A 24,678-nucleotide genomic window follows, 5' to 3' on the forward strand; every position below is an offset into this window, starting at 1 on the left:
ACTTAGCAACGCAGCATCAATCTGCGGTGACTACTCCCTTATCAATCGTTGATATTTTATCAAAAGAATGTTCGGCAGTCAATCGTTAAATCATCATCAAATCGTGCTGAAAGCGCGGAATGATTGACTTTTCAGTTGTCGACCGTATAATTAAAGCGCAAGCTGTCCAACGAATAAACAGGAAAGAGGGGGACACGAATGAAACAAATGAATTGGATTGCGGCACTGCAGCAGACAGCGTCGCTGCCAGCATTGAAAAAAAGTGGAATAACAACGATCCGAATCGGGGTTGAAGGCTATTCAGTCCGTACAGCCCGGCTTTTTTCAAGGGAAGAAGCTGCGGTGATTGCCGCTGCCTGCCGAAACCTGGGACTGCGGTGGGAAATTGTTTTCAATCGATTGTGGATGGAAGAAGAGCTGCCGGAGATGGAAGCCAAGCTGAAGCAAATTCAAAGTTGGAATCCGGATGGCATTGTTTATATGGATCCGGCGGTATTCATGCTGGCGAAAGTCTTGGGTATCCAGGATCGGCTGATCTATGCTCCAGATACACTGACGACCAATTCTCAGGATATTCAGCTGATGCTGGACATGGGGGTGGGCCGCGTTGTGCTGGCGGCTGAGATTACGCTGGAAGAAATACTGCAGATCGCTGAGAAAGTGGAAGGTTCCAGACTGGAGCTGCAGATTCATGGCCGGCAGGTTATGGCGTATTCCCGCCGTCCGTTAGTGTCCAACTATTTACAGATGATTCATAAAACCGTTGAAGATCTGCCGCATCAGCGCGGACTCTATCTGATTGAGGCCACCCGCAGCGGCAAAATGCCGATTCTGGAAGAGGCGGCCGGGGCAGCTGTTTATATGGAAAGTACGCTGTGTTCCTTCGCTCAGATCCGACAGCTGGCGGCCAGCGGCATCGGCAATTTTGCGCTGGACAGTCTGTTTTCCTGTGATCAGCAGCTGATTGAAGCTCGTCAGGCATATGCCGCTGTTCTTGAAGGGGCCGATCCGATGGAAATGCAGGCGCAGCTGACAGAACGCTGGCCCCAAATGAATTACGGATCAGGCTATTATGCCATGAAGACCAATTTAACCAAGGAGGATGCCGCATGAATAGAGCGATTGAACTGTTGGCGCCGGCCGGAGACTTGGCGCGTTTAAAAACGGCGGTTCGGTATGGGGCGGACGCGGTCTATTTAGGCGGCAAGCGTTTTTCGCTGCGGTCCCGTGCCAGCAATTTTGAAATTGCGGATATTGCGGAGGGCGTTCAGTTTGCCCGTGAATATGGCGCTCATGTCCATGTGACCGTCAACATTATTCCGCATGAAGAAGATTTTGACGGTCTTGACGATTATCTGCGGCAGCTGGAAAGCATCGGCGTGCATGCCGTGATTGTCGCTTCGCCATCGATCGTTAAGCGTGTGAAAACCGTGGCGCCAAGGCTGGAAGTTCATCTCAGCACGCAGATGTCCAGTACCAATTCTCTGGCAGTTCAGTTTTACCGGAACCTGGGGGCAGATCGGGTTGTGCTGGCCCGGGAATGCACAATGGAACAGATTCGTTCCCTCTGCGCGCACAGTGAAGCACCAATTGAAACGTTTATCCATGGCGGCATGTGTGTGAACTATTCTGGGCGCTGTACGCTGAGCAACGCAATGACTCTGCGGGATGCCAACCGCGGCGGATGCGCGCAGTCGTGCCGGTGGCGCTATCATCTCTATCAGGATTCGCAGAAACTGAGCGAGGATCACCTGTTGTTTTCAATGGGTTCCAAAGATCTGATGGCCGCTGACTATGTTAAGGATATGATCGAAGCCGGCGTCGCTAGCTTGAAAATTGAAGGCCGCATGAAATCCGCCTATTATATCGCCGTTGTCGTGCGTGCTTATCGCCAACTGATCGATTGGCTGATGGCACATCCGGATGAAGATCCAAGCGCAGCGGTGCAGGCCGCGCAGCAGGAATTAATGCGGGCGGAGAATCGGCCTGCCTGCACGGGTTTTCTGGCTGGAATTCCCGGGCCGCAGGATCATTTGTATGACAATGCCCCGTCGCGGGTGACGCATGATTTTTTAGCGCAGGTTCTGGATTATGATTCAGCACGCGGACAGGCGCTCATTGAGGTGCGCAATCATTTTGAAATCGGTGAAACGCTGGAAGCGTTTGGGCCGCATTTAAAGAATACGTCATTTGTTTTAGAAACCATGGAGGATGAGGAAGGAGAACTCGTTGCCGTGGCCAATAAACCGCTGCAGCGCTGTTGGATCAATGCGCCGGCAGTTTTCCATCCCTATGATTTGATTCGGCGAAAGGAGCGTAAGTTATGATCTGGTTTGAAGGGGCGCTGAGCGTAAAAGCCGTGATGCTCTCAGGCCGCCGGACGGTGGCTAAGCTCATCGTTGATCAGCGGAAAAAAGATAAAGACACCGCTTTTATTCTGCGCCAGGCTGCCCAACGTGAAATTCCGGTTGAACGCTGGGATCGTGAAGCGATTGATCAGCAGGCATCCGGACGGACGCATGGCGGAATTTTAGCGCTGGCTGGAGAACGGCAATATCAAACAGTGGAAGACTGTCTGAAGGATCCCAAGCCGTTTGTCGCAGTCTTGGAAGGAATCGAAGATCCGTTTAATCTCGGTTACGCTTTTCGGACGTTATATGCCGCCGGCTGCAGCGGAGTTTTAATGGGCAGCCGGGATTGGCAGAACGCGCAGGCAACGATTGTGAAATCCAGTGCGGGAGCGAGTGAACAGCTGCTCTGGTGTCTGTGCGAGGACATCGGCGAAGCTGTCCGGCAATGCCGTCAGGCTGGCTGCGTGCTGTACTGCGCCCAGCGCAGTGAGGCAATCGATTATTACGACGCAGATTTTAACCAGCCCTTGGTTCTGGCCATCGGCGGGGAGCTGCGCGGGCTGAGCCGCGATATTCTCGAACAAAGCGATCAGAATATCGTGATTCCTTATGCCCGGCCGGTCCGCAGTGCGCTCAACGGCACCAGTGCTGTCGCGGCGATCAGTTTTGAGGTTGTTCGGCAGCGCCGGTAATTCGGACGGAACTTTTCCTGCCGATCATCATAAAAAAGCCGCGCAGGGAACAGGGCTTGTGCATAGACTAAAGTGAAGCGGCTATGCATCCGGATTGACCTGGACTCAGAGCATCGCGGAGAAGTCAATGGTCAGGATTCAATTTCGCTGCTTGAAGCTAAATAAAAAATCCAGTCTTATTCTTTAAAAATAAACAAGCTCCCAATCAAACAAGAAAATAGAACAAAAACAATGAAAGAAATGAAAGATCAAAAGAAAATCTTTCATTTCTTTTTGAAAGTGATATAATGGACTGGTGTTGAAGGAGGCCCGGCATGAAAGAAGCGATTTATCTCAAACGCAATATGGCGTTGATTAATTACACCAAGGCGTACTACACGACGGCGGAGGAGCTGTTGTCAAGCGAAAGCTTTTCCTTATTTCTTGATTTGTATCTGAATTATTGTTCCCATACAGATCCGCAGCTGTTCGATTGGCTGCGGCGCGGACTTCCCATCGAAGAAGTAAAAAAAGATTTAATCCGTTTGTTAAAGGTGATGCAGGTGCTGGAGGTCGAAGAGATCGCCCATCCGTATTTCCGTGAACGCCAGAAAATGTTGGCAGTGATTGAAGATTGTTATCATTTCTGGCGGAATATGCAGCGGTATTCGATTATTTATACACGCAATGAGGAAGGGTTGCAGCTGGCTAATTTTATGGAAGCCGATGCCCAATTCCATCAGATGATCCTGGATTTTTACCGCACGGTTCAGCAGAAAACACAGGGTTCCCGCAACCGTGTTTACCGTCAGCTTCAGGCCGGCACCAATGCCAGTCTGCTGCTGCGGGATTACCCGTGGCCGATGCCGGAAGGCTATCGCGAATTAGGCGATATTCCGTTTGTGCATACCATCATGATGCGCACGCCGCTGATCATCCATCCCCGCAGCAACAAGCGTTTAGGCATGTTCACAGAGGTGGACGTCAATCCGATGGCGCAGTGGATCAAGGGTGAGGAAGAATGGATGTGCTTCCCGCTGAAAGTGGGATCGCTGTTATGCTATACGTATTTTCATCGTGATTTTACTGCCGGGGCTGTGGCGCTGGCGAATCTGTTTGAATTGGCTTCGGATGAGGACTGCATCGGCGCCAAGCCCGATCTGCTTTTATTGTTCGGCAATCCTGACGGTCAAAATGATACGGTCTTTTATCATGATCAGGCCAATGCGATGTGGGTGGGCAAGGTCTCTTATGCCGATGTTATCGAATATTTCGGTTATTTGAAAAAGATGATTCTGACACTGCATAATCTGGCCATGATTGAAAAGGGCTGGCTGCCGCTGCACGGGGCAATGATCAACCTGACGCTCCAGGATGGAACAAAGAAAGGCGTGATCATGATTGGGGATTCCGGGGCCGGCAAATCAGAAACGATTGAGGCGCTGACGAATTTGAGCGAAGATGTGATTGTCAGCCGGGAAATTGTGTTTGACGACATGGGTTCGCTGCACTTGGATGCCCAGGGACAGATCCGCGCGCAGGGAACGGAAATCGGCGCGTTTGTCCGCCTCGATGATCTGGACAAGGGCAGTGCTTATCGGGATATGGATCGGTCGATCTTCTTTAACCCGGAAAGTGCCAATGCCCGCGTGGTCATCCCTGCGGCGCCGTATGATACGATCATTACGGATCAGAAAGTCGATCTGTTTCTGTATGCCAACAATTATACTGATCAACGTGGTCTGCGCGCGTTTGACAGCAAGGAAGAAGCAGTCCGTACCTTTATTGAAGGCAAACGGTTTGCTTTGGGTACCACTCAGGAAAAAGGACTGTCAACAACGTTCTTTGCCAATCCGTTCGGTCCAATGCAGAAGCAGCCGGAATGTTTGAAGATCATTGATCAGATGTTCGCAGCGCTTCTCGAGCAGCATATTTTCCTCGGTGAAATCTATACAGGTCTGGGCTTACCGGAAAAAGGCGGCAATGCCTTGGAAATTGCGGCGAAGGAACTGCTTGCCAAAATCAGTGAAAAATAACGGAAGCGATTCGCATTTATTTTCTGACAGGAAAGTCTAGGAGAAAAGAGCGGAATCTGCAGCCACCAGTAAAAACAAGAGTAAAAAGCGTCGGTTCTTCACAGAGCCGACGTTTTTATAGGATCAGGGAAAACCGAAGAAATTAAGCAGGATTGACCACTGCGAACAAATCGTTAAAGCTTTCGCTCATCGTCGGATGGGTATAAATGCCATCCCGCAGAACGGTATACGGCAGCTGGGCATCCATGACCAGCTTAACCAGATTGATCATTTCATGGGATTCTTCACAGAAAAGATGAGCGCCGAGGATCTGATCGGTTTTCGCATCAATGACGGCTTTCAGCAGGCCTTCAGTCTTGCGCAGAACCTGAGCTTTCGGGATTGCGGCGGCTGGAATTTTGGCAATTTTGATTTCATAGCCGGCTTTGCAGGCCTCTTCTTCGCTCATTCCAACGCGGGAGAACGGCGGATCCATAAACACGCTGTATGGTACGGCGCCCCGATTGGCCGTTGTGCGTGGTCCGCCGGTTAAAGCGTCATGGACAATCCGTGAATCATCCAGCGAGATATAGGTGAACTGCAGACCACCGGTGACATCGCCCATCGCCCAGATATGATCGACGGAGGTCTTTAAATGCTCATCCACGGCGATTGCTCCGCGTGCGGTTAAGGCGATCCCTGCGGCTTCCGGGTGCAGTGCATCTAACTGCGGCCGGCGTCCGGTCGCCACTAACAGCGCATCACAGCGCAATTCGCTGGCAGTTTCTTTTTCCATTAAATGGAGAATCGTTTCTTCCGCTTCATCGCGGACTTCCGTCAACGCTGTATTGCGCATCAAACGCACACCGCGGCGGTTCAGGCTGGCCTCCACAGCAGCGGCGATTTCAGCATCTTCCCGCGGCAGAAAGCGCTCGCCAGGCTGCAGTAGGGTAACCTGGGAACCAAAGTTCGCAAACATCGACGCAAATTCCAGACCGATATAACCACCGCCTAAGATCACCAGCCGCTTCGGCAGCGTTTCCAGCTCCATGAGGCTTTCGCTGAGATAAACACGGCGGCTTTCCTTTAATCCTGCAATGTCAGGGACAAAGGGTTTCGCTCCGGTGTTGATAAAAATCCGCTGCGCTTCGATGATTTCTTCTTTATCCCCTGTGCTAATGCGGACATGATGATCATCCAGAAAAGAAGCTTCACCATCGATGACTTCAACACCAGCGGAGGTCAGCTTATCATAGTTCTTTTTTCTTAACATTGAAGTTAAACGGCGCTTTTCCTCAATCGCCTGGTAAAAATGAAGCTGCCGGGCTTGTTCGTCACCGCCCTGAATTACAGACTGCCGGGCGCTGTTTTCCAGCGATTTGGTTGGTAGACACGCAACGTTGATGCAGGTGCCGCCGTACATCCTTGGGGATTTCTCGGCCATAAGCGTGCTTTGTCCTTGCTTGGCCAGCTGGGCTGCCAGTGTTTTTCCGCCTTTGCCGAAGCCGATGATCAGATTATCGAATGTTCTCATGAGATTGTTCCTCCTTTTTCTTCATGATGATATTGTGCGGCTGCGAAGCGAAGAGATTTTGAAGCAGATCCCAAAGCGTCAGCCGATTTAAGCTTTCCAGACATTGTTCATTTAACTGATGATAGATTTTATCCATTTCCTTGGCCATGCCGGAAGCGACCAGACAGGCCATTTCCGGATCTCCGCTCTGCCATTTGCTTTCAACCAAGGCAACGTTGAGAGCTTCGGCGATTTGCCGCAGCGTAATTTGATGCGGGTCGTGGTTGAGCCGGTAGCCGCCTTCGCTGCCTTCCTGGGATACGGCGATACCGGCCCGGCACAGCGCGGCCATCAATTTTCGGACGCGTACCGGATGCGTGCAGATATTGGCAGCCAGCTCATCACTGGACTGGGGAGCATTTTTATGCGCCAGGTACACGGCGGCATGAATCGCAACGGTCAGATCGCTGGTCATTTCCCTTCCTCCTTGGTGATTTCGTAGGGCCACTGAAGCAGACCGCCGAAATCGTAAACATGCTTATAGCCAAGCTGAACTAATTTATTGGCAGCCTGAGCGCTGCGATGACCGGAGCGGCAGTACACCAACAAGACAGCGTCTTCCTCCTTCAGCTTGGATAAAGCCATGTGAGCAATCGTTTCATTGGGCAGATTGATCGCATTGGAAATGTGCCCCTGTGCGAATTCATCAGGCCGGCGGACATCGATCACGATCACCTGTTCACTTTCCATTTTCTGCTTAGCCTCTGCCGGGGTTAAGCGGCTGACCGGCTTTTTCCGGGTTTGGTTTTTAAGATAAGATAAGAATGAAAACATAATTCCCTCCGCAAGAACAAATGTTCTTTTGATACTGTAATCATAATGGTTACAGTTAGCTCTGTCAACCGTGATGCTCGAACATAAAACTAAAACCGGAATTTCGTGATAAGATTAAAAGATCAAAAAAAAAGCCTTGACTCTCCCGTTAAGGGAGGGCCTATGATGCCAATGCGGAGGAGGAAATACAATGCTGAAAATTGGAGATTTTTCAAAGATGGGTAAAACAACGGTCAAAACGTTGCGGTATTATGATTCGATCGGACTGCTGCGGCCGAAGCAGATTGATGCGGATAACGGATACCGCTGGTATGCTACAGATCAGCTGATTGCCCTGTATCAGATTCAGCAATGGCGTCAGTTGGGCATCAGTGTGGAAATGATCGGCAAAATTCTGCGCGGTGAAGCGAGTGAAAGTGCGGTGCTGGATCAGCGCCGGCAACAGATCAGCACGGATCTTGACATGATGCAGTATCAGCTTCGCCGCATTGAGCGTGTCCTTACGACAGACACAAAGGAGAGAATTATGAAAATCAATGTTATCGTTAAAGAACTGCCGGCCTGTATTGTCATGGCCCGCAAGGCAGCTTTGCCGCACTATCGGGATCTGCTTCGTGAAATTCCCGCGACCGGAGCTAAGGTTGGACAACAGTATCCGGATCTGAAATGCACCCAGCCGGAATATTGCTTTGTTAAGGAACTGGATGGCGAATATCGGGAAAAGGATATCCATGTCGAAATCTGCCAGGCTGTTGAAACATTAGAATCCAATTTTGATGACGTCGAATTCCGCAAGGAACCCCAGGTCACTGCGGCCTGTGCTCTGTTTCAGGGCAGCTATGACCACTTTGGCGAGGTGTATGCCGCTTTGATGCAGTGGATCGAAGACAATCAGGCGGAAATCATTGGTGAACCCCGTGAAAGCTTTATCGATGGAATCTGGAATAAAGAATCCGAAGAGGAGTGGCTGACCGAAGTTCAGTTTCCCATTCGTCTTTAATAAGTCCAGCTGCCCAAACCGGGGATAAACAAAGTTTCACAGTACAGGTTTAAACAGCGAAGAAACAAACAGAAAAAAGGATGTCGAAGAGGAATTCCCCGTATTTTGATTCTTTCGTCGATCCTTTTTTCTTGTTCTAAAAGGACTGAATGATCCTAAGTTCTGCGCAATGATCATCATTCCTCTCATCCTCTGTTTCCTGTTTTCCACTTTCCGAAGCTGATTTCTCACTGAAGCTGCGCCGACATGCGGTGTCCATTCACGGCAATCCCATATGATTTTACAGGGCTCGAGTTTTTGCCAAGACTCACGGCTTTGAGCTTAAGCGAGTCAATGCCGCGTCTTTTTCTTAGGCGCGGGGCATACAGTGATAACGAAGGTGAGAAGCGTGAAAACAAAAACGAAATTACGATTAGGGATTTACCTGCTTCTTTTTGCGGCGATCTGTGTTGTGATCGGTCTGTCCTGGCAGCGGGAAAGTCAGAGAAAACATCTGCCGGAAGCGATGCGTCAGACGATTGAAGAGAATCATCGAATTGGGAAGATGAAGCAGAAGATCAAGGTTTCCGGTCACCAGGCCATTGCCATTTATTACCCCCATTTGGGCAGTGCGGAAGTGGATGCCAATATCGAATCCGCCATCGCGGAAGCGATTGAAAAATTTGAACAGGAAAATCAGGGGGTGGAAGGATTATGTACGCTGTATGCGGATTATGAATCCTATGAACTGAATGAACGCTACGGATCCGTTCAGATCAGCTTTGAGCGGACTGGTGCGGTGAATATGAAAGAAGTGCGGGCCTGGACGTTTGACTTGCAGCAGGACCGCCTGATTCGATTCAGCGACCTGTTCTCAGCGGAAGGGATGAAGCATCTGGCGTTTTTAACCCGCAGTTTTCTGACCACTCTGGCACCGGGGCAGGAAAATCAGGACTATGAAATGGATGAAAATGTCTTGATCAACAACAAGGCTGAACTGTATTTAGGCGAGGATGAGCTGCGCGTTGTTCTGCCACCGCAGACCTTAAAGGCGCAGAAGGAAGAATTGATCGCCGTGATCCCGCTGAACAAAGTCATCGGTTATGTTGCCGAGGACACCCGCAATCTGCTGGGACTGCAGACGCATGGCCGGATTATCGATCCCACCCGCCCGATGGTGGCGATGACTTATGATGACGGGCCAAATCGTCAGGTAACGCCGGTCATTCTGGATGCGCTGAAAGAACACAATGGGGCGGCCACGTTCTTCGTTCTGGGAAGCCGGGTGGCGAATCATCAGGACATTGTCAAGCGGATGCTCGATGAGGGAAGTGAAGTCGGCAATCATACTTTCGGCCATGTGGATCTGACGAAGCAAAGCAGCCAGGGCATACTGGATCAGCTGGCGGCAACCTGGGAGGCTATTCAGGAAGCAGGTTCGCTGGATCATCAGGAACTATTAGTTCGGCCCACTTATGGCGCTTATAACGATACCTTGAAGAAGACTTCGCCGTATCCTTTGATTCTATGGTCCATTGATACGCGTGACTGGGCCCATCAAAACGCGGATAAATCCGTGGATGAGGTGATGCGCGAGGTGCAGGACGGCGATATCATCCTGATGCATGACATGTATGAACCGACGGCCCAGGCCAGTGTTCGGGTCATCGAGTGGCTGAGCGAACAGGGGTATCAGCTGGTTACAGTCAGTGAACTGTTTGAGGCGCGCGGCATTCAGCTGGAACCGGGCAAAACTTACAACTGTGCTTATCCAACAAAGACCCATTAAGCGGAAGCAGGATAAAAAAACGGAGCCGGAATCGAAAAGATTCTGGTTTTTTCCGCGCTGATTGATTATCATAAGGGTAGAAAACAGGAGGACGATTTTATGGAAATCAATTCCCCAACCAATGAAAGAATAAAAAACTGGGCAAAGCTCCAGCAGAAAAAATATCGGGATCAGAGTGGTCAGTTTCTGATTGAGGGTGAACATTTGATCGGCGAGGCATTGCAGGCCGGCGTAGTTGAGCATCTGTTGATGGAAGCCGGACGGATCAATCCGTTTGCCAGTCAAAGTGAAGCGATTGTGTGCAGTGAGGCCGTGATGCGCAAGCTCAGCACGAATGTTTCCGGGGCGTGGCTGATTGCCGTCTGTTCGCAGAAGTCAGTACCCGCTCAAAGCGGATTTCGGACAGTGGTTCTGGATGGCGTGCAGGATCCCGGCAACGTGGGCACGATTATCCGCACGGCCGTCGCGTTCGGATTTGATCAAGTCTTGCTTTCCCCTGACTGTGCTGATGTTTACAATGAAAAATGCGTCCGCTCGACCCAGGGAGCATTGTTTCATATCGCAATTCAAAGAACGGAGCTGCTTGAAGCTCTGGGCGCTTTGAAGGAAGCCGGCGTCATGGTGATCGGGACGGCTTTGCATAAGGCTCAGCCGCTGGCTCAGCTGCCCGTGGTTGAAAAGGTGGCGATTGTGTTGGGCAATGAGGGACAGGGCATCCGTACGGAAACGCTGGAAATCTGTGATCAGCGGGCCTTGATTGAAATGTTCAGCTTTGAATCGCTGAACGTCGCGGTTGCGGCGGGAATCTGTCTGTATCGGTACCGGAGGGAAGCTTGATCCGTCATGGCCTGTTTGCTCCGCGGCGCAAGAAGCGGGTTCTGATTGCCATTCATGGCTTTGGACGGCGCAAACAGGAAGATTTTCATTATCTGAAAGAGATGTGTGAGGCGGATCCGGGATTGGAATATCGCTGCTTTGATCTGTATGATGAAGATAAAAATGAAAAGGAATGGCTTGTCTGGGTGGCCCGGGCCAATCAGGAGGTTACTGCCTATCTGGAAAAAGGCTATGAAGTAACCTTGTTGGGATTTTCCATGGGCGGTGTCATTGCGGCGTTTCTGGCTTCTTTTCTGGCGGTGGACAAGCTGATTTTGGTCGCACCGGCATTTGAGTACATGAGCTTAGAAACAGTCAGTCGGCTGATTCCTAAATACGCTGCGATCCTCAAGCAAAGCGAATCGCAGTTTAAGGCTTATATGGAGGAGCGGTTGTTGGAATATGAATATTTTCCGCAGTTTTTTGAGCTGGTGAAAAAACTGAAGCCGGCCGTCAGAAAGGTGAGCTGTCCGACGTTGATCCTGCAGGGCCTGCAGGATGAATTTGTGCCGCTGTCTTCTTCGCAATATGCTTATCATCAGATTCAGAGCCAGCGTAAACAGCTCGTCTGTTTTGAGGCCTGCGGTCATGAGCTGCTGGAAAATGAGAGCTGCCGGCAGGATGCGTACAGTCTGATTCGGCAGTTTATGGATGATCGTTGGGGACAGGCGCCCTCTGTTTCTCAGGGCCGTTCGTAATTCGGACAAATAACCCCGCCTTTCTCAGCGAAATGCGGTATAATAGAAGAAAATTGGGGAGAAAAGCATGCGGATAGAAAAGCTCAGTGCCAGCCTGGTCAAGCTGGAATCTTATCGGCTGATTCGTGCGGTCAGAACGGGATTAACGATTGCGATTCCGATTTTAATGATCGGCTCTTTTTCGTTGTTGATCAGAACGTTCGCCGGTTATTTTCCAATGCTGAAGGGAATTCAGGAATTGGCAGAGCTGCTTTATCAATGTACGTTCGGCATCCTGTCTGTCCTTTTGACCGGCTGTCTGGCCTGGGGTGCGCTGCAGACACAGGATCAGCCGCTGGCCGGGGACTGGATTGTTCCTCCGGCCGCAATCATGGTGTTTATTATTCTCAACGGCGGCCTGAAGCTGGAATCGGCCGGAGCTGTCGGTACCTTTACGGCAGTCTGCGCAGCCTTGTTCACAAGCTTTACCTATTGTTGGCTGCGGCGCAAAATGAAGGACGAACAGTTTTTCACGCCGGGGGCAGACTACAATTTCAATCAGGCGCTGACAGCGATCGTGCCTCTGTTGGCGGTGCTGTTGACAGCGGCGGTGTTCAATGAGGGAATCCGGCTGATTTTCCATATCGAAAGTTTTCAGGATGTGTTTGTGCTTTTGTCCAATACCCTGTTTCGGCATATGGGACGAGGATTTGCCAGTTCCGCGCTGTTTGTTTTTCTTTCCTCTGGGCTGTGGCTGTTGGGAATTCATGGATCCAATGTTCTGGAGAATGTATCGCGGACTTTGTTTCAGGAAGGCATGCAGATCAATGCGGCTGCTTCAGCGGCAGGCTTGGCACCGACCGAAATCTTCACCAAGACGTTTCTTGATAACTTTGTTTTTATTGGCGGCTGCGGGACGCTGATCTGTCTTTTGATCGCGTTGATGCTGTTCAGCCGTCAGCGCGTCAATCGGACGCTGGCAAAAACCGCAGTGATCCCGATGTTGTTCAATATCAATGAGCTGATGATTTTCGGTTTGCCGGTTGTCTTTAATCCGGTGTTTGTGATTCCGTTTTTGCTGACACCCTTAGTTTGCCTGTTTACCTCTTCCCTAGCAATGGGCTTAGGTTGGGTGCCAATGTGCGTGCAGAGTGTGGAATGGACAACGCCGGCGCTGATCAGCGGCTATCTGGCGACCGGTTCATGGACTGGCGCGCTGCTGCAGATTGTCAATATCGGGATCGGTGTGGGAATCTATACGCCGTTTGTTCTGCTTTATGATAAGATCCTGATTCGGCAGTCGCAGCATCAGATGAGTGAGCTTGCCGAATTGCTGGATGAACAGATTGAACAAGGAAAACCGCTGAATTTGATCGGAGCGCATGGCCGCTTGGGAAATTTCGCAAAGCTCTTGGCGGCAGAGATTAAAAATGATCTGCTTCAGAAACCGATTGAAATGGGATACCAGCCGCAGTTTGACGGACAAAATCGCTGCTTTGGCGTTGAAGCACTGCTGCGGTATACGCATCCGCGCTATGGCAAAGTCCCGCCGCCGCTGATCATTGATCTGGCGAAGGAAACCGATCAGCTGCAAACTTTGGAGCTGGCTGTCTTTGAGCAGGTGCTGCAGGCGGATTTCAGCGGAATTGAAGCGATGATCTCGATGAACGTTACCGTCGATACGTTAAAGTCCGAGGCGTTTGCGGATTTTCTGCGTGCGCATCCAGTTGCGCAGGGGCGGTATTGTATCGAGGTTACAGAACAAAATACGCTGCTTCTGAATGAAGCGATGCGGCAGCGATTGAAAGAGTTTAAAGATTTAGGCTATGCGCTGGCGGTGGATGACTTTTCCATGGGCAGCACCTCGCTGAAATATTTGCAGAGCAGCCAGTTTGACATTGTGAAGCTGGACGGCAGTTTGGTAAAAAATGCTCAGGAAAATGCCAGCGGCCGGCAAATCATTCAATCCATTCTGTATCTGGCACAGTCGATGAATTTTACTGTGATTGCAGAATATGTCGAAAATGAGGCAGTGCGGGATTTGTTAAAAGACCTGGGATGCACGCACTATCAGGGATATTTATACAGCCCGGCCGTACCGTTGAAACAACTGAGGACAGTCATCAGAAAAATTGAGGAAAAGAAATAGAACGAAAAAGCATCATACTGTGGAAAGGTCAATACTCGAATTTGGGTGAATCAAAAAGAGAAACAGCGAAATCATGCGCAGCGGACTGCATAATCTTACTGTTTCTTTTTATAATGTCTTTAACTATACCCTTAGCTGAATAAGAACCGACAGGGGAAACCTTGTCTTTTTTAGTTCTCCACGTGAAAGTTCAGATTAAAAGGCAAGATGAGGTTTACAGTTCATGCTGACACTGAGAAGGACGGAATGATCGTATTCCTGAGTGTAAAAATTAAGGCTTTTAAAAAAATCCCGACCCAGCGAAGCGGTGCTGAATCGGGATAAGGAAAGGCTGCGGAATGTCCCAAGCTTCCTTGTTGAGCTAGGACAGAAATAAAGATTTAATTCGTTCTGAAACGAAGTTCAGACTTATTTTGTGTAGTAGCCGGTGTCGCCTTCGTAAGCAGCTGTCAGGATTTCAACCATGTCCTGAACCATCGGTACACGCGGATTGGCTGGGGAGCACTGATCTTCATAAGCCAGATAAGCGATTTTTTCGCGGGCTGCCATCCAAGTCTTGCTGTCTAAGCCCTGTTCCTTGAAGCTCATCTTAATGCCGCAGTCAGCACCCAGCTCAGCACAAGCTTTGGCATAAGCGACTACGCCTTCTTCTACGGTGTTGAATTTCAAGCCGATCAAACGTGCAAGTTCAGCATATTTTTCATCGGCTTTGTAATAGTTGTACTTCGGCCAGACACCCGGTTTTTCCGGTTTGGTGCCGTTGTAGCGAATGACGTATGGCAGTAAGATCGCATTGGCACGGCCGTGCGGTACATGGAATTCGGCACCGATTTTGTGGGCCAGGGAATGATTCATGCCTAAGAAGGCATTGGCAAAGGCCATGCCCGCCAGCGTGGCGGCGTTATGCATTTTCTCACGGGCTTCCGGATCGTTTTTGCCGTTAGCGACAGCCCGCGGCAGATATTCAAAGACCATCTTCACTGCCTGCAAGGCTAAGCCGTCGGTGAAGTCGGAAGCTAATGTAGAAACGAAGGCTTCCGTGGCATGGGTCAAAACGTCCATGCCGGTATCAGCGGTGATCGAAGCCGGCAGGCTCATCGTCAAAGCTGGATCCACGATCGCTACCGTTGGTGTCAGCGAGTAATCGGTCAGCGGATACTTTTTGTTTTCTTCTTTATCGGTAATGACGGCGAACGGCGTTACTTCGGAGCCTGTACCTGAGGTTGTCGGAATGCAGACGAGCTTGGATTTTTTGCCCAGTTCCGGATAACGGAAGGCCCGCTTGCGGATATCCATAAATTTCTGTTTCAGATCATCGAAGTTCACGTCCGGCTGTTCATAGAATAACCACATGCCTTTTGCAGCGTCCATGGAAGAACCACCGCCGATCGCAATGATCGTATCCGGCCGGAATGCCTGCATCAAGCCCAAGCCTTTCTTAACGGTCTGAATGGAAGGATCCGGTTCTACGTCGCAGAACAGCTGAACCTGAACTTTGTTGCGGCGCTGTTCCAGCTGATCGGTCACGCGGGTGACATAGCCCAGATCAACCATCGAACGGTCAGTGACGATGAAGACCCGTTCAACATCCCGCATGCTGTGCAGATATTCGATGGAATCTCTCTCAAAGTAGATCTTGGACGGAACTTTAAACCATTGCATATTGTTTCTCCTCTTGCCGATCTTCTTGATATTCAGCAGGTTGATCGCGCTGACGTTATCCGAAACGGAGTTATGGCCATACGAACCGCAGCCTAATGTCAGGGAAGGAATGAAAGCATTGTAGACGTTGCCAATACCGCCGAAGGTACTCGGTGAGTTCCAAATGATCCGGCAGGCTTTGATCCGTTCGCCAAACCGTTTCGCCAGATCGGCGTTAGCGGTATGGATCGCGGCGCTGTGACCAATGCCGTTGAACATGACCATCGCTTCCGCTTTATCGAAGCCGTCATCGACGGAATCTGCTTTCAGCATCGCCAGAACCGGAGATAATTTTTCCCGTGTCAGCGGTTCGTTCGGTCCGACTTCCTTGCATTCCGCAATGATGATGCTGGTGCGCGGATTGACCGTGAAGCCTGCCCGTTCGGCAATCCAGGCCGCCGACTTGCCGACGATATCCGGATTCAGCTTCGCCGCACCGACATTTTTGGAGAAGGCTTTGACACCGAACATGTATTGTTCGAGCATTTCTTTTTCTTTTTTATTGGCATAGTGGACGTTGTAATTCTTGAATTGATCTTTGACGTCGTCATAGATTTCCTTGTCGACGATGACTGCCTGTTCCGAAGCGCAGATCATGCCGTTGTCGAAGGCTTTGGATAAGGCGATGTCGTTGACCGCCTGCTTGATATCGGCCGTCGTTTCAATATAGGCCGGAACGTTGCCGGCACCGACACCTAAGGCTGGCTTGCCGCAGCTGTAAGCCGCTTTGACCATCGCGTTGCCGCCGGTCGCTAAGATCGTCGCGACACCCGGATGATTCATTAATGCGGAAGTGGCTTCCATGCTTGGATGTTCGATCCACTGAATGCAGTTTTTCGGAGCTCCGGCTTTGACCGCTGCTTCATAGACAACTTTGGCGGCAGCGATCGAGCACTGCTGCGCATTGGGATGAAAGCCGAAGATGATCGGGTTGCGGGTTTTCAGGCAGATTAAGCTTTTGAAAATCGCGGTTGAGGTTGGATTGGTAACCGGGGTAACGCCGGCGACGACGCCGACTGGTTCTGCCACATAGGTCAGACCCTGGACTTCATCTTCCTTGATCACGCCGACGGATTTCAGATGCCGCATGTGGTTCACTACATATTCGCAGGCAAACAGATTCTTAGTGGCTTTGTCTTCAAAGACACCGCGCTTGGTTTCTTCGATTGCCAGCTTGGCCAGCTCGCCATGTTTGTCCAAAGCCGCGACAGAGCATTTAGCGACAATGTAATCGACTTGGTCCTGATCCAGTTTCAAAAAATCATCCAGGGCCTTCAAGCCGTTTTCAACTAACAGATTGACTTCTTCCTGAGCGGGGCTAAGTTTTTCTTCCATCTGAATTTCCTCCTATTGTGAAATCTTTCACTCACTTACGGATGTGATTATAGCATGCCGGATTTTGTCTGACAATAGGGTAATGACAACATTTTCACAAGTAAACGGTTACATCTGAAAAAAGTTTTTGAGTATGCGCTTACATCGAAAAACCTTGAGAAAAAGGCAATTTTAAGCGTGCCAGCCCAGTTGAAAAACGGTAGCTTGCATATTGTAGCAATGGAGGTGACAGCGATGCAGTATGGTACTTTAATTGTTGAAGTAACTGTCGCTCAGCAGGCGTTGCCGATTGAAGGGGCTGAGATTATCGTCACGAATGATGATCAGTCCGTGGATCTGCACCTAAGCAGCGGAGCGAATGGTAAAAGTCCTGTGATCCGGATTGAAGCACCGGATCGGGAATTGAGCTTGAATCCAAACAATCAGGATATCCCGTATGCCAAGGTTCATGTAACGGTGGGCAAAGCCGGCTTTGCGACCCGAACGTTTCGCAACGTTCAGATTTTCGCTCAGGAGGAAGCGCTGCTTCAGGTTGATCTGTTAAGCGCAGATGAGGAGCTGGCTCCGCAGTTTGAGGAGTATCTTGAAATTCCGGAGCATGCCTTAACCCGAGCCATGGCTCGTTCCTGCGGTTGTTCGCGCGGGGGATGCTGCGGTTTCAGCGACAGCGTCAGTGCTGGGGATGCGGAGGAATCGATCGCTCCTTATGTATTGGATTATCCGATCATTCCGAAATATGTGACGGTTCATTTAGGCCGGCCGACAGCCAGCGCACAGAATGTAACCGTAACCTTCAAGGACTACATTAAAAATGTAGCGTCCAGCGAAATTTATCCAACCTGGCCAGAACAAAGTCTGCGTGCCAATATCTATTGTCAGATTTCTTTGTGTTTGAACCGGGTGTATACTGAATGGTACCGCAGCCGGGGGTATTCGTTCGATATCACCAATAGCACGGCGTTTGATCAGTATTTTGTTTACGGCCGGGATATTTTTACAAGTATCAGCAAGGTTGTCGATGATATTTTCAACGAATATATCCGTAAGGTCAACACGGTGAATCCGTATTATGCGGAGTATTGTGACGGACGGCAGGTTTGGTGCAAAGGTTTGAAGCAATGGGGAACGGTGGACCTGGCGAATAAGGGCTACAATGCCTTTGAAATTCTGCAGAACTATTATGGTCAGGATATCGAATTGATCGACACCAATCGCATCGAAGGGGTCAGCGGATCTTTCCCGGGACTGAATCTTCAGCGTGGGGTCCGCAGCGACAGCGTAGCGATCATTCAGAATCAGCTCAACCGCATTGCAGTGAATTATCCGAATATCACGCCGACCTATCCGGTTGACGGTATTTTCGGAAGTGGTACGGAAAATGCGGTTAAAGCCTTCCAGCGCCAGTTTTCACTGACTGCGGACGGGATTGTTGGCAAGGCAACCTGGTATAAGATTTCTTATATTTACGTGGCCGTTAAAAAATTAGCGGAGCTGACCTCCGAAGGGGTTGAGGAACGGCTGCCGGGCGTTTATCCGGGTCGGGCAATCCGCCAGGGCGACCGCAATGTCTATGTGCAGGAAATCCAGTTTTATCTGCAGAAGATTGCCTTGTTTACCTCAAGGGTACCTACCGTGAAGATTGACAGCAGCTTCGGGGCAACGACCAAAGCCGCGGTTGTGGCTTTTCAGCGCTTGGCGGGAATCAGCGCGGATGGCATTGTCGGGCGTCAGACCTGGGATATTTTAGTCCGGGCTTATCGTGAAACCCAGGCGATTCAACCGCCGAGTGCTCAGATGATCCCTCCTTATCCGGGGACAGCGCTGCGTTTGGGCAGCCGAGGTGAAAATGTCAGCATCGTCCAATGGTCGCTGAACATTATCAATCAGGGCTGGGGCGTTACGAACCAGCTGAGTGTTGACGGTATTTTTGGTTCCGGAACCGAAGCGGCGGTTATCGCTTTCCAAAGACGAGTAGGATTGACTGCCGATGGTGTTGTCGGTCGGCAGACATGGAATGCAATGTCAGAACAGTACAGCATTGCGACCAACAATGCCGTAGCTTTATCGGAACAGAACTTTGAATTATATCGATTCTTGTATGAGAATTATACAAGTCTGATGTATGCGATGGACAACCATCAGCCAAATCTGTAATCAAAGATTAAGTCTGAAATTCACGGTATAGTCATGAATGACTATACCGTTTATTCGTGAAAGCATTTTCGTTTTCTTATGGACGAATTCAGATCTGTGGTTCAGTGTCCGCGTATCCTTAGTTCCCGCTGTTTCCATAGTTGGAAAGATAGCGGGCGCTGGGATCCTGGACCTGACAGCCTGGCCAATCTGGGTTTGGCATCCAGTAGGCGGGAATCAGCTCTGCCAGGCCGGGATAGTATTTTTCAAAGATTTCCCGATAGCACAGGCTTTCCTTCGTATAGGGCGGGCAATAGGCATAACGTTTTGCCCGCGCTTGAAATTGAGCGTCGGGATAGAGCGTCTCGGCATATTGTTTTAAATCCTCGACCAAAGAATGGCCTACTGCGTCGCTGAAGGCGGCCTTGTCCCGGAACAGAATGGTTTCAGGGAGCAGATGATCGGCTTCAAATGCTTTGCGCAGCAAATATTTTCCCATTCCATAAGTATTCATCTTTTGGCTGGGATGAATGCTCATCACGGTTTTGACAAATTGGAGATCGCCGAAGGGTACGCGGCCTTCCATCGCGTTGTCGGAAATGCAGCGGTCAGCACGTAAAACATCATACATATACAGCTCTTCTATCCGTTTTTGAGCTTCCTGCTGGAACGCCTGGGCGCCAGGAGCAAAGTCAGTATACTTATAGCCGAACAGCTCGTCGCTGATTTCTCCGGTAAACAAAACCTTGATATCGGTTTTCGCATGGATTGCCCGGCACAAAAGGGCCATGCCGAGCGAAGCCCGAATCGTGGTTATATCCCAGGTTTCCAGGGTTTTGATCACAGAATCCAGGGCTCCCAGAACGTCTTGCCGCGTGATAATGATTTCAGTATGTTCGCTGCCGATAAACTCAGCCACCTGCCGGGCGTATTTCAGATCGATGGCATCGAGATCCATGCCGATGGAAAAGGTGCGGATCGATTTCGCTGAGTGCTTTTGAGCAATGGCACAGACCAGCGAAGAGTCCAGGCCACCGCTGAGCAGATAGCCTACCGGTGCATCGGCATCCATCCGCTTCAGCACACCTTCGATCAGGCGATCGTGAATGTTCCGGTAAATTTCCGCTAGGGGCTGAACTTCCTGTGTTGGAGTTTGAGCAATTCTGTTATACGCTGAGAATTTTCCATCACAGTAAAAATGACCTGGCGGGAAAGGGCGGATATCATGGCAGAAGGGCTGCAGGGATTTTACGGTGGAGCCAAATGCGATTTTGTGATTTACCGTATAACCATAAAACAAGGGACGGATACCGATGGGATCACGCGCGGCAATCCAACGGTCTGTTGTGTGATCATAAAGGACCATCGCGAATTCTGCATCGAGCTGATGGAACATTTCTGTTCCCATTTCTTCATACAACGGAAGCAGGATTTCACAGTCGCTGTCAGAAATAAACTCAAAATTTTGCCGCAGCCATTCTTTGATCGGCCGAAAGCCGTAGATTTCGCCGTTGCAGACAACGGCTGATGCTTTGAGGTGAAACGGCTGCATTCCCGCTTCGTTGAGTCCCATGATGGCCAAGCGCTTAAACGCCATTAAGCCGCCGCTGACGATTTCGATGCGGGTCGCATCCGGACCGCGCAGATCCAACGTTGCCAGGCCTTGCTGAAACGCTGAAAGATCAATGTTCAAATCGGTACTGACTAAAATTCCGCACATTTTTGCTACCTCCGGAAAATAAGAAAACAGTCACTCATCACAGGGACGAATGACTGTTGATCCGCGGTACCACCCTCATTATCCTGTATGTTGCAACAGGATCGCTCTGCTTCACCATCATGAAGCGGCAGCCAGATAACGGACTGCGTCCGTCTTAGTCTACTTCACTGTAAAACAGTGTTTCGGTAAGCTCCTGGCAGGGGTTCTTCGCCGGGCTTCTTGTCGGCAGTTTTCACTGGCCTGCCGTCACTGTAAGCTGAAGGATCCGACTACTTTTCCTGTTCAGTGGATTTAATGAACAGATTATATTGAAAACAAAATGAAAAGTCAATGTAAATTTGAAATGAATATGAAAAATGATGGTAAAAATACAAATAGGAAGATAAGCTTCCGTCATGGGACTAAGGTTGAGGATGAAAAAACGGACTGATTCCTTTCTCCTTTACAGAGCCGTTGAGAAAAAACGGCATCGCAGTTAAAACAGAAACCCTGGAATTTTAATTCGTCTTCTGATGATCGAGCGGAGAATCTTGTCATCAATATCGCACTGTGAACCGCTTTTCTCGATGATCAATCGCAATCGTTTTGCAGCTGATGTTTTCTACCTGAATGAAACGATCGCCGGTGCGGATGCGGCTGATCAATTGGTGCAAACTGGCAGTTTCACCCTGCAGCTCCATTTCCACCATGCCATTTTCCATATTCCGGATCCAGCCGGTAAGGTGCAGAGAATTCGCCAGAGATTGAACAAACCAGCGAAAGCCGACGCCCTGAACCTGACCTTCAACAACGGCATATATTCTTTCCATGACGCGCTCCTCCTTATCCTTTTGTTCTTTTATTGTAACGCAGAAGAACATATCCTGTCCAGAAAAGTTCTGGTAAAGAAACACTGTAATTGATGATGATTTGGTCATTTTGGGTTACAATAGAAGAGAGACATTGAAATCCCCGGGCTACACTTGTGGTTAAATGTCTAAAACTGAGTGAGGGAATCTTGACAGTTCTTCAACTGAATGATATATTACGCTTGCCATTGGAATAGTGGGGAGTAGCTGCGCAGCGATGCGTGCTGTATTCGTCATCACGATCTGCTTCAGTCAGATCCGGATGCAGCGATCAGAAATGATGGGCAAGACCGTTATCTTCAGGTTTTGAAGGTAGGCTTGCCTTTTTTTAATGAAGGCAGCGAAGGAGGAAATGGGTATGAAAATCAATCAAACCGCGTCGGAAGTGATCGAGGAATTGGGCAGTGATCTGTCCGCGGGTCTGTCCGAGCCGCAAGTTCAGCAGCGCATTGAGCGCTATGGTTATAACGAACTGCAGGAAGTTCAAAAGGATTCGCTGCTGAAGCGCTTTTTACTGCAGTTTACCGATCCGTTAATTGTTGTTTTGATCCTGGCAGCGCTGATCTCGATTGTCGTGGATCCTGGCGAATGGATCGACAGTCTGATCATTGTGATCGTCGTGCTATTCAACGCGATCTTGGGCGTCGTGCAGGAAAACAACGCAGAAAAATCGTTGGAAGCGTTAAAAAAGATGAGTGCGCCGCAGGCTAAGGTGATCCGAGAAGGGCAGCGCAAAGTGATTTCGTCCCGAGAATTGACGGTGGGCGATATTGTGCTGCTGGAAGCTGGGGATTTCATTCCTAGTGATGGCCGGATTGTTGAGTCGTTTAATCTGCAGATTGATGAATCCGCTTTGACGGGTGAATCGGTTCCAGTCAATAAGACCAGTGCAGCGATGGAAAGTGAAGATCTGCCGTTAGGAGATCGCAAAAACATGGCTTTTTCCAGCACGGTGGTCACCTATGGGCGCGGCACGATGATCGTGACGGCAACGGGGATGGAAAATGAAGTCGGCAAGATCGCCGGCATGTTGATGAGCGGCGGCAAGGAAACAACACCGCTGCAGAATAAATTAGCGCAGATTTCCAAGACGATCGGTATGCTTTGCCTGATCATCTGTGTGATTGTATTTGCGATGGAAATGTTCAGCGGGATGGGGATTCTGGAAGCCTTCAAAACCGCTGTGGCTTTAGCGGTGGCTGCCATTCCGGAAGGCTTGGCAACCGTTGTAACGATCGTTTTAGCCTTAGGTGTCAATAAGATGGTCAAATGCAATGCGATCGTCAGAAAGCTGCCGGCCGTGGAAACCTTGGGTTCGGCCAGCATTGTCTGTTCCGATAAAACCGGCACATTGACGCAAAACAAGATGACGGTCGTTAAGACCTATCTTCCGCAGACTGGAATTCAGGATTTCAAAGCGGAAGCGGCGGACAATGAGGTCAAAGAGCTGATGCGCTGGTTTACGTTATGCTCGGATGGTGAAGTCATTCCGGAAGATGGAAAACTGAAAATGATTGGTGATCCGACCGAAACCGCTTTGGTGGAAGCCAGCTATAAAATGGGTGAAACCAAAGCCGAGCTGGCAAAAACCTATGTCCGCAGCGAGGAGCTGGCGTTTGATTCCACGCGGAAGATGATGACGGTGTTCTATCAAGTGAAGGATGGGTATCTGGCGATGACCAAAGGGGCACCGGATATCGTATTGGGACGGTGTGAAGATTTTGCACTTAAAGAAGCGTCGATCAAAGCCAATGAAACGATGGCGAAGGAAGCGCTGCGCGTTTTGGCAGTCGCGGTTCGTCATTGGGATGCGATTCCGGAAACCTTGGATAGTGAAGAAGTGGAAAATCATCTGACTTTTGTCGGCTTATGCGGGATGATCGATCCGCCGCGGGATGAGGTGCGGGATGCGATCGCGCAGGCCAAGCAGGGTGGTATTCGAACGATTATGATCACTGGTGACCATGTGGTTACAGCCATGGCGATTGCCAAGAATTTAGGAATTCTCGAAGAAGGACAAAAAGCTATTTCTGGTCCGGAATTGAGTGCGATGAGCGACGCTGAATTAGAAGTGCAGATCGAAAACATTTCTGTCTATGCCCGGGTAGCACCGGAGCATAAGGTGCGGATCGTTAAAGCCTGGCAGGATCAAGGCCATGTTGTAGCGATGACGGGCGACGGCGTCAATGATTCCCCAGCGCTTAAAGCCGCGGATATCGGCTGTGCGATGGGGATTACCGGCACGGACGTTGCCAAGGGGGCTGCGGATATGGTGCTGACTGACGATAACTTTGCGACGATCATCCATGCGGTGCGGCAGGGACGCGGAATTTATGACAACATCCGCAAGGACGTTCAGTTCTTGCTTTCCAGCAACATCGGCGAAGTGCTGACGATATTCGGCGCTTCCTGCCTGTCGTTAATCCCGGGCTGGAATCTTGGCGTCCCGTTAATGCCGGTGCATCTGTTGTGGATCAACCTGATCACCGATTCCTTGCCGGCCTTTGCGATCGGCATGGAGGAACCGGAGCCGGACATCATGAACCGCAAGCCGCGCAGGAAGGATGAAAGCTTCTTTGCCCACGGATTAGGCTTTACGATCGCATGGCAGGGCATCATGATCGGCCTGCTAACGTTAATTTCGTATGTTTTAGGTAATCGGGATGCGCATGAGATCGGCATGACAATGGCGTTTGTGACTTTGGCGCTGTCGCAGCTGTTTCATGCCTTCAATGTCAAAAGTGAACACAGCATCTTCTCGCGTCAGATCTTCTCCAACAAATATTTGTGGGGAGCCTTTGCGGTCGGTGTTGTACTGCAGCTGTTGGTGATGTATGTACCGTTTTTGGCCAAGGCCTTCTCGATGGCAGCTTTGGATCCGAATCATCTGATGATTGCGGTCGGATTGGCTTTTGTTCCGGTGATCGTTGTGGAAATCACAAAGCTGGTTCATCGGCTGTCGCAGCATTAATCTGTTTTAAAATAAAAGGAATCGGTTTTTCCCTTTGATCGATAAAGGCGAAAAGCGGATTCTTTTTTTTGTTTCACTTATGTTACATGAAATAATGAAACAAAATTGTAATAATA

The 24,678-nt window shown here is 49.9% G+C and carries 17 protein-coding genes and 1 other annotated feature; of the genes, 11 read left to right on the top strand and 6 right to left on the bottom strand.

Features of this window, described 5'->3' with window-relative positions; all coding sequences use genetic code 11:
- Window positions 1-198 precede the first annotated feature (198 nt).
- The 4 genes from MCG46_RS05765 to MCG46_RS05780 all read left to right on the top strand — a co-directional run bounded on the left by MCG46_RS05765 (window position 199) and on the right by MCG46_RS05780 (window position 5,058).
- On the top strand, window positions 199-1,113 hold the full coding sequence (locus MCG46_RS05765; RefSeq protein ID WP_240278456.1) for a peptidase U32 family protein: 915 nt from the start codon (window positions 199-201) through the stop codon (window positions 1,111-1,113).
- Window positions 1,110-2,327, top strand: coding sequence for a peptidase U32 family protein (locus tag MCG46_RS05770; RefSeq protein ID WP_240278458.1), 1,218 nt, complete (start codon window positions 1,110-1,112; stop codon window positions 2,325-2,327). The genes MCG46_RS05765 and MCG46_RS05770 overlap by 4 nt, the downstream gene beginning before the upstream one ends.
- On the top strand, window positions 2,324-3,043 hold the full coding sequence (locus tag MCG46_RS05775; RefSeq protein WP_240278462.1) for a TrmH family RNA methyltransferase: 720 nt from the start codon (window positions 2,324-2,326) through the stop codon (window positions 3,041-3,043). The genes MCG46_RS05770 and MCG46_RS05775 overlap by 4 nt, the downstream gene beginning before the upstream one ends.
- 314 nt (window positions 3,044-3,357) lie before the next feature.
- Window positions 3,358-5,058, top strand: coding sequence for a hypothetical protein (locus MCG46_RS05780; protein WP_240278464.1), 1,701 nt, complete (start codon window positions 3,358-3,360; stop codon window positions 5,056-5,058).
- 142 nt (window positions 5,059-5,200) lie between these two features.
- Here MCG46_RS05780 and MCG46_RS05785 read toward each other — a convergent pair whose 3' ends face one another.
- Genes MCG46_RS05785 through MCG46_RS05795 form a run of 3 tightly spaced genes read right to left on the bottom strand, consistent with a single transcriptional unit; the run spans window position 5,201 to window position 7,384 of the window.
- Window positions 5,201-6,571 carry an FAD-dependent oxidoreductase gene (locus MCG46_RS05785; protein WP_240278469.1) on the bottom strand — a complete coding sequence of 457 codons (1,371 nt, stop codon included), beginning with the start codon at window positions 6,569-6,571 and terminating at the stop codon, window positions 5,201-5,203.
- Complete coding sequence (locus MCG46_RS05790; protein WP_240278471.1) at window positions 6,555-7,025, bottom strand: RrF2 family transcriptional regulator; 471 nt, start codon at window positions 7,023-7,025, stop codon at window positions 6,555-6,557. The genes MCG46_RS05785 and MCG46_RS05790 overlap by 17 nt, the downstream gene beginning before the upstream one ends.
- Window positions 7,022-7,384, bottom strand: coding sequence for a rhodanese-like domain-containing protein (locus tag MCG46_RS05795; RefSeq protein ID WP_240278473.1), 363 nt, complete (start codon window positions 7,382-7,384; stop codon window positions 7,022-7,024). Before MCG46_RS05795 ends, MCG46_RS05790 begins: the two co-directional genes overlap by 4 nt.
- 190 nt (window positions 7,385-7,574) lie before the next feature.
- On the opposite strand from MCG46_RS05795, the gene MCG46_RS05800 reads away from it, so the two are divergent.
- From MCG46_RS05800 to MCG46_RS05820, 5 genes are all read left to right on the top strand, one after another.
- Window positions 7,575-8,384, top strand: coding sequence for a MerR family transcriptional regulator (locus MCG46_RS05800; protein ID WP_240278475.1), 810 nt, complete (start codon window positions 7,575-7,577; stop codon window positions 8,382-8,384).
- 388 nt (window positions 8,385-8,772) lie between these two features.
- Window positions 8,773-10,152, top strand: a complete 1,380-nt coding sequence (locus MCG46_RS19555) for a polysaccharide deacetylase family protein (RefSeq protein WP_240278476.1) — start codon at window positions 8,773-8,775, stop codon at window positions 10,150-10,152.
- 99 nt (window positions 10,153-10,251) lie between these two features.
- The gene (locus MCG46_RS05810; protein WP_240278478.1) at window positions 10,252-10,989 is read left to right on the top strand and encodes a TrmH family RNA methyltransferase; all 738 of its coding nucleotides are present in this window, start codon (window positions 10,252-10,254) and stop codon (window positions 10,987-10,989) included.
- Window positions 10,986-11,726, top strand: coding sequence for an alpha/beta hydrolase (locus MCG46_RS05815; RefSeq protein ID WP_020224574.1), 741 nt, complete (start codon window positions 10,986-10,988; stop codon window positions 11,724-11,726). Before MCG46_RS05810 ends, MCG46_RS05815 begins: the two co-directional genes overlap by 4 nt.
- Window positions 11,727-11,793: 67 nt before the next feature.
- Window positions 11,794-13,854 carry a PTS sugar transporter subunit IIC/EAL domain-containing protein gene (locus tag MCG46_RS05820; RefSeq protein WP_240278479.1) on the top strand — a complete coding sequence of 687 codons (2,061 nt, stop codon included), beginning with the start codon at window positions 11,794-11,796 and terminating at the stop codon, window positions 13,852-13,854.
- Window positions 13,855-14,262: 408 nt separating this feature from the next.
- On the opposite strand, the gene adhE is transcribed toward MCG46_RS05820, so the two are convergent.
- Complete coding sequence (gene adhE / locus MCG46_RS05825) at window positions 14,263-16,890, bottom strand: bifunctional acetaldehyde-CoA/alcohol dehydrogenase (protein ID WP_240278481.1); 2,628 nt, start codon at window positions 16,888-16,890, stop codon at window positions 14,263-14,265.
- A 234-nt stretch (window positions 16,891-17,124) separates the two neighbouring features.
- Here adhE and MCG46_RS05830 point away from each other — a divergent pair, with 234 nt between their 5' ends.
- Window positions 17,125-19,044 carry a peptidoglycan-binding protein gene (locus MCG46_RS05830; RefSeq protein WP_240278483.1) on the top strand — a complete coding sequence of 640 codons (1,920 nt, stop codon included), beginning with the start codon at window positions 17,125-17,127 and terminating at the stop codon, window positions 19,042-19,044.
- A gap of 118 nt (window positions 19,045-19,162) precedes the next feature.
- On the opposite strand, the gene asnB is transcribed toward MCG46_RS05830, so the two are convergent.
- Both asnB and MCG46_RS05840 read right to left on the bottom strand, forming a co-directional pair.
- On the bottom strand, window positions 19,163-20,743 hold the full coding sequence (asnB, locus tag MCG46_RS05835; protein ID WP_240278486.1) for an asparagine synthase B: 1,581 nt from the start codon (window positions 20,741-20,743) through the stop codon (window positions 19,163-19,165).
- A gap of 38 nt (window positions 20,744-20,781) precedes the next feature.
- Window positions 20,782-21,038 (bottom strand) — a binding site (T-box leader).
- A gap of 241 nt (window positions 21,039-21,279) precedes the next feature.
- Entirely contained in the window at window positions 21,280-21,552 is a 273-nt protein-coding gene (locus MCG46_RS05840) for an acylphosphatase (protein ID WP_240278488.1), read from the bottom strand.
- 397 nt (window positions 21,553-21,949) lie between these two features.
- Here MCG46_RS05840 and MCG46_RS05845 point away from each other — a divergent pair, with 397 nt between their 5' ends.
- The gene (locus tag MCG46_RS05845; RefSeq protein WP_240278490.1) at window positions 21,950-24,562 is read left to right on the top strand and encodes a calcium-translocating P-type ATPase, PMCA-type; all 2,613 of its coding nucleotides are present in this window, start codon (window positions 21,950-21,952) and stop codon (window positions 24,560-24,562) included.
- The last annotated feature ends 116 nt before the right edge of the window (window positions 24,563-24,678 follow it).

The sequence above is a fragment of the Holdemania massiliensis genome, from assembly GCF_022440805.1.
GTDB lineage: Bacteria > Bacillota_I > Bacilli_A > Erysipelotrichales > Erysipelotrichaceae > Holdemania > Holdemania massiliensis_A.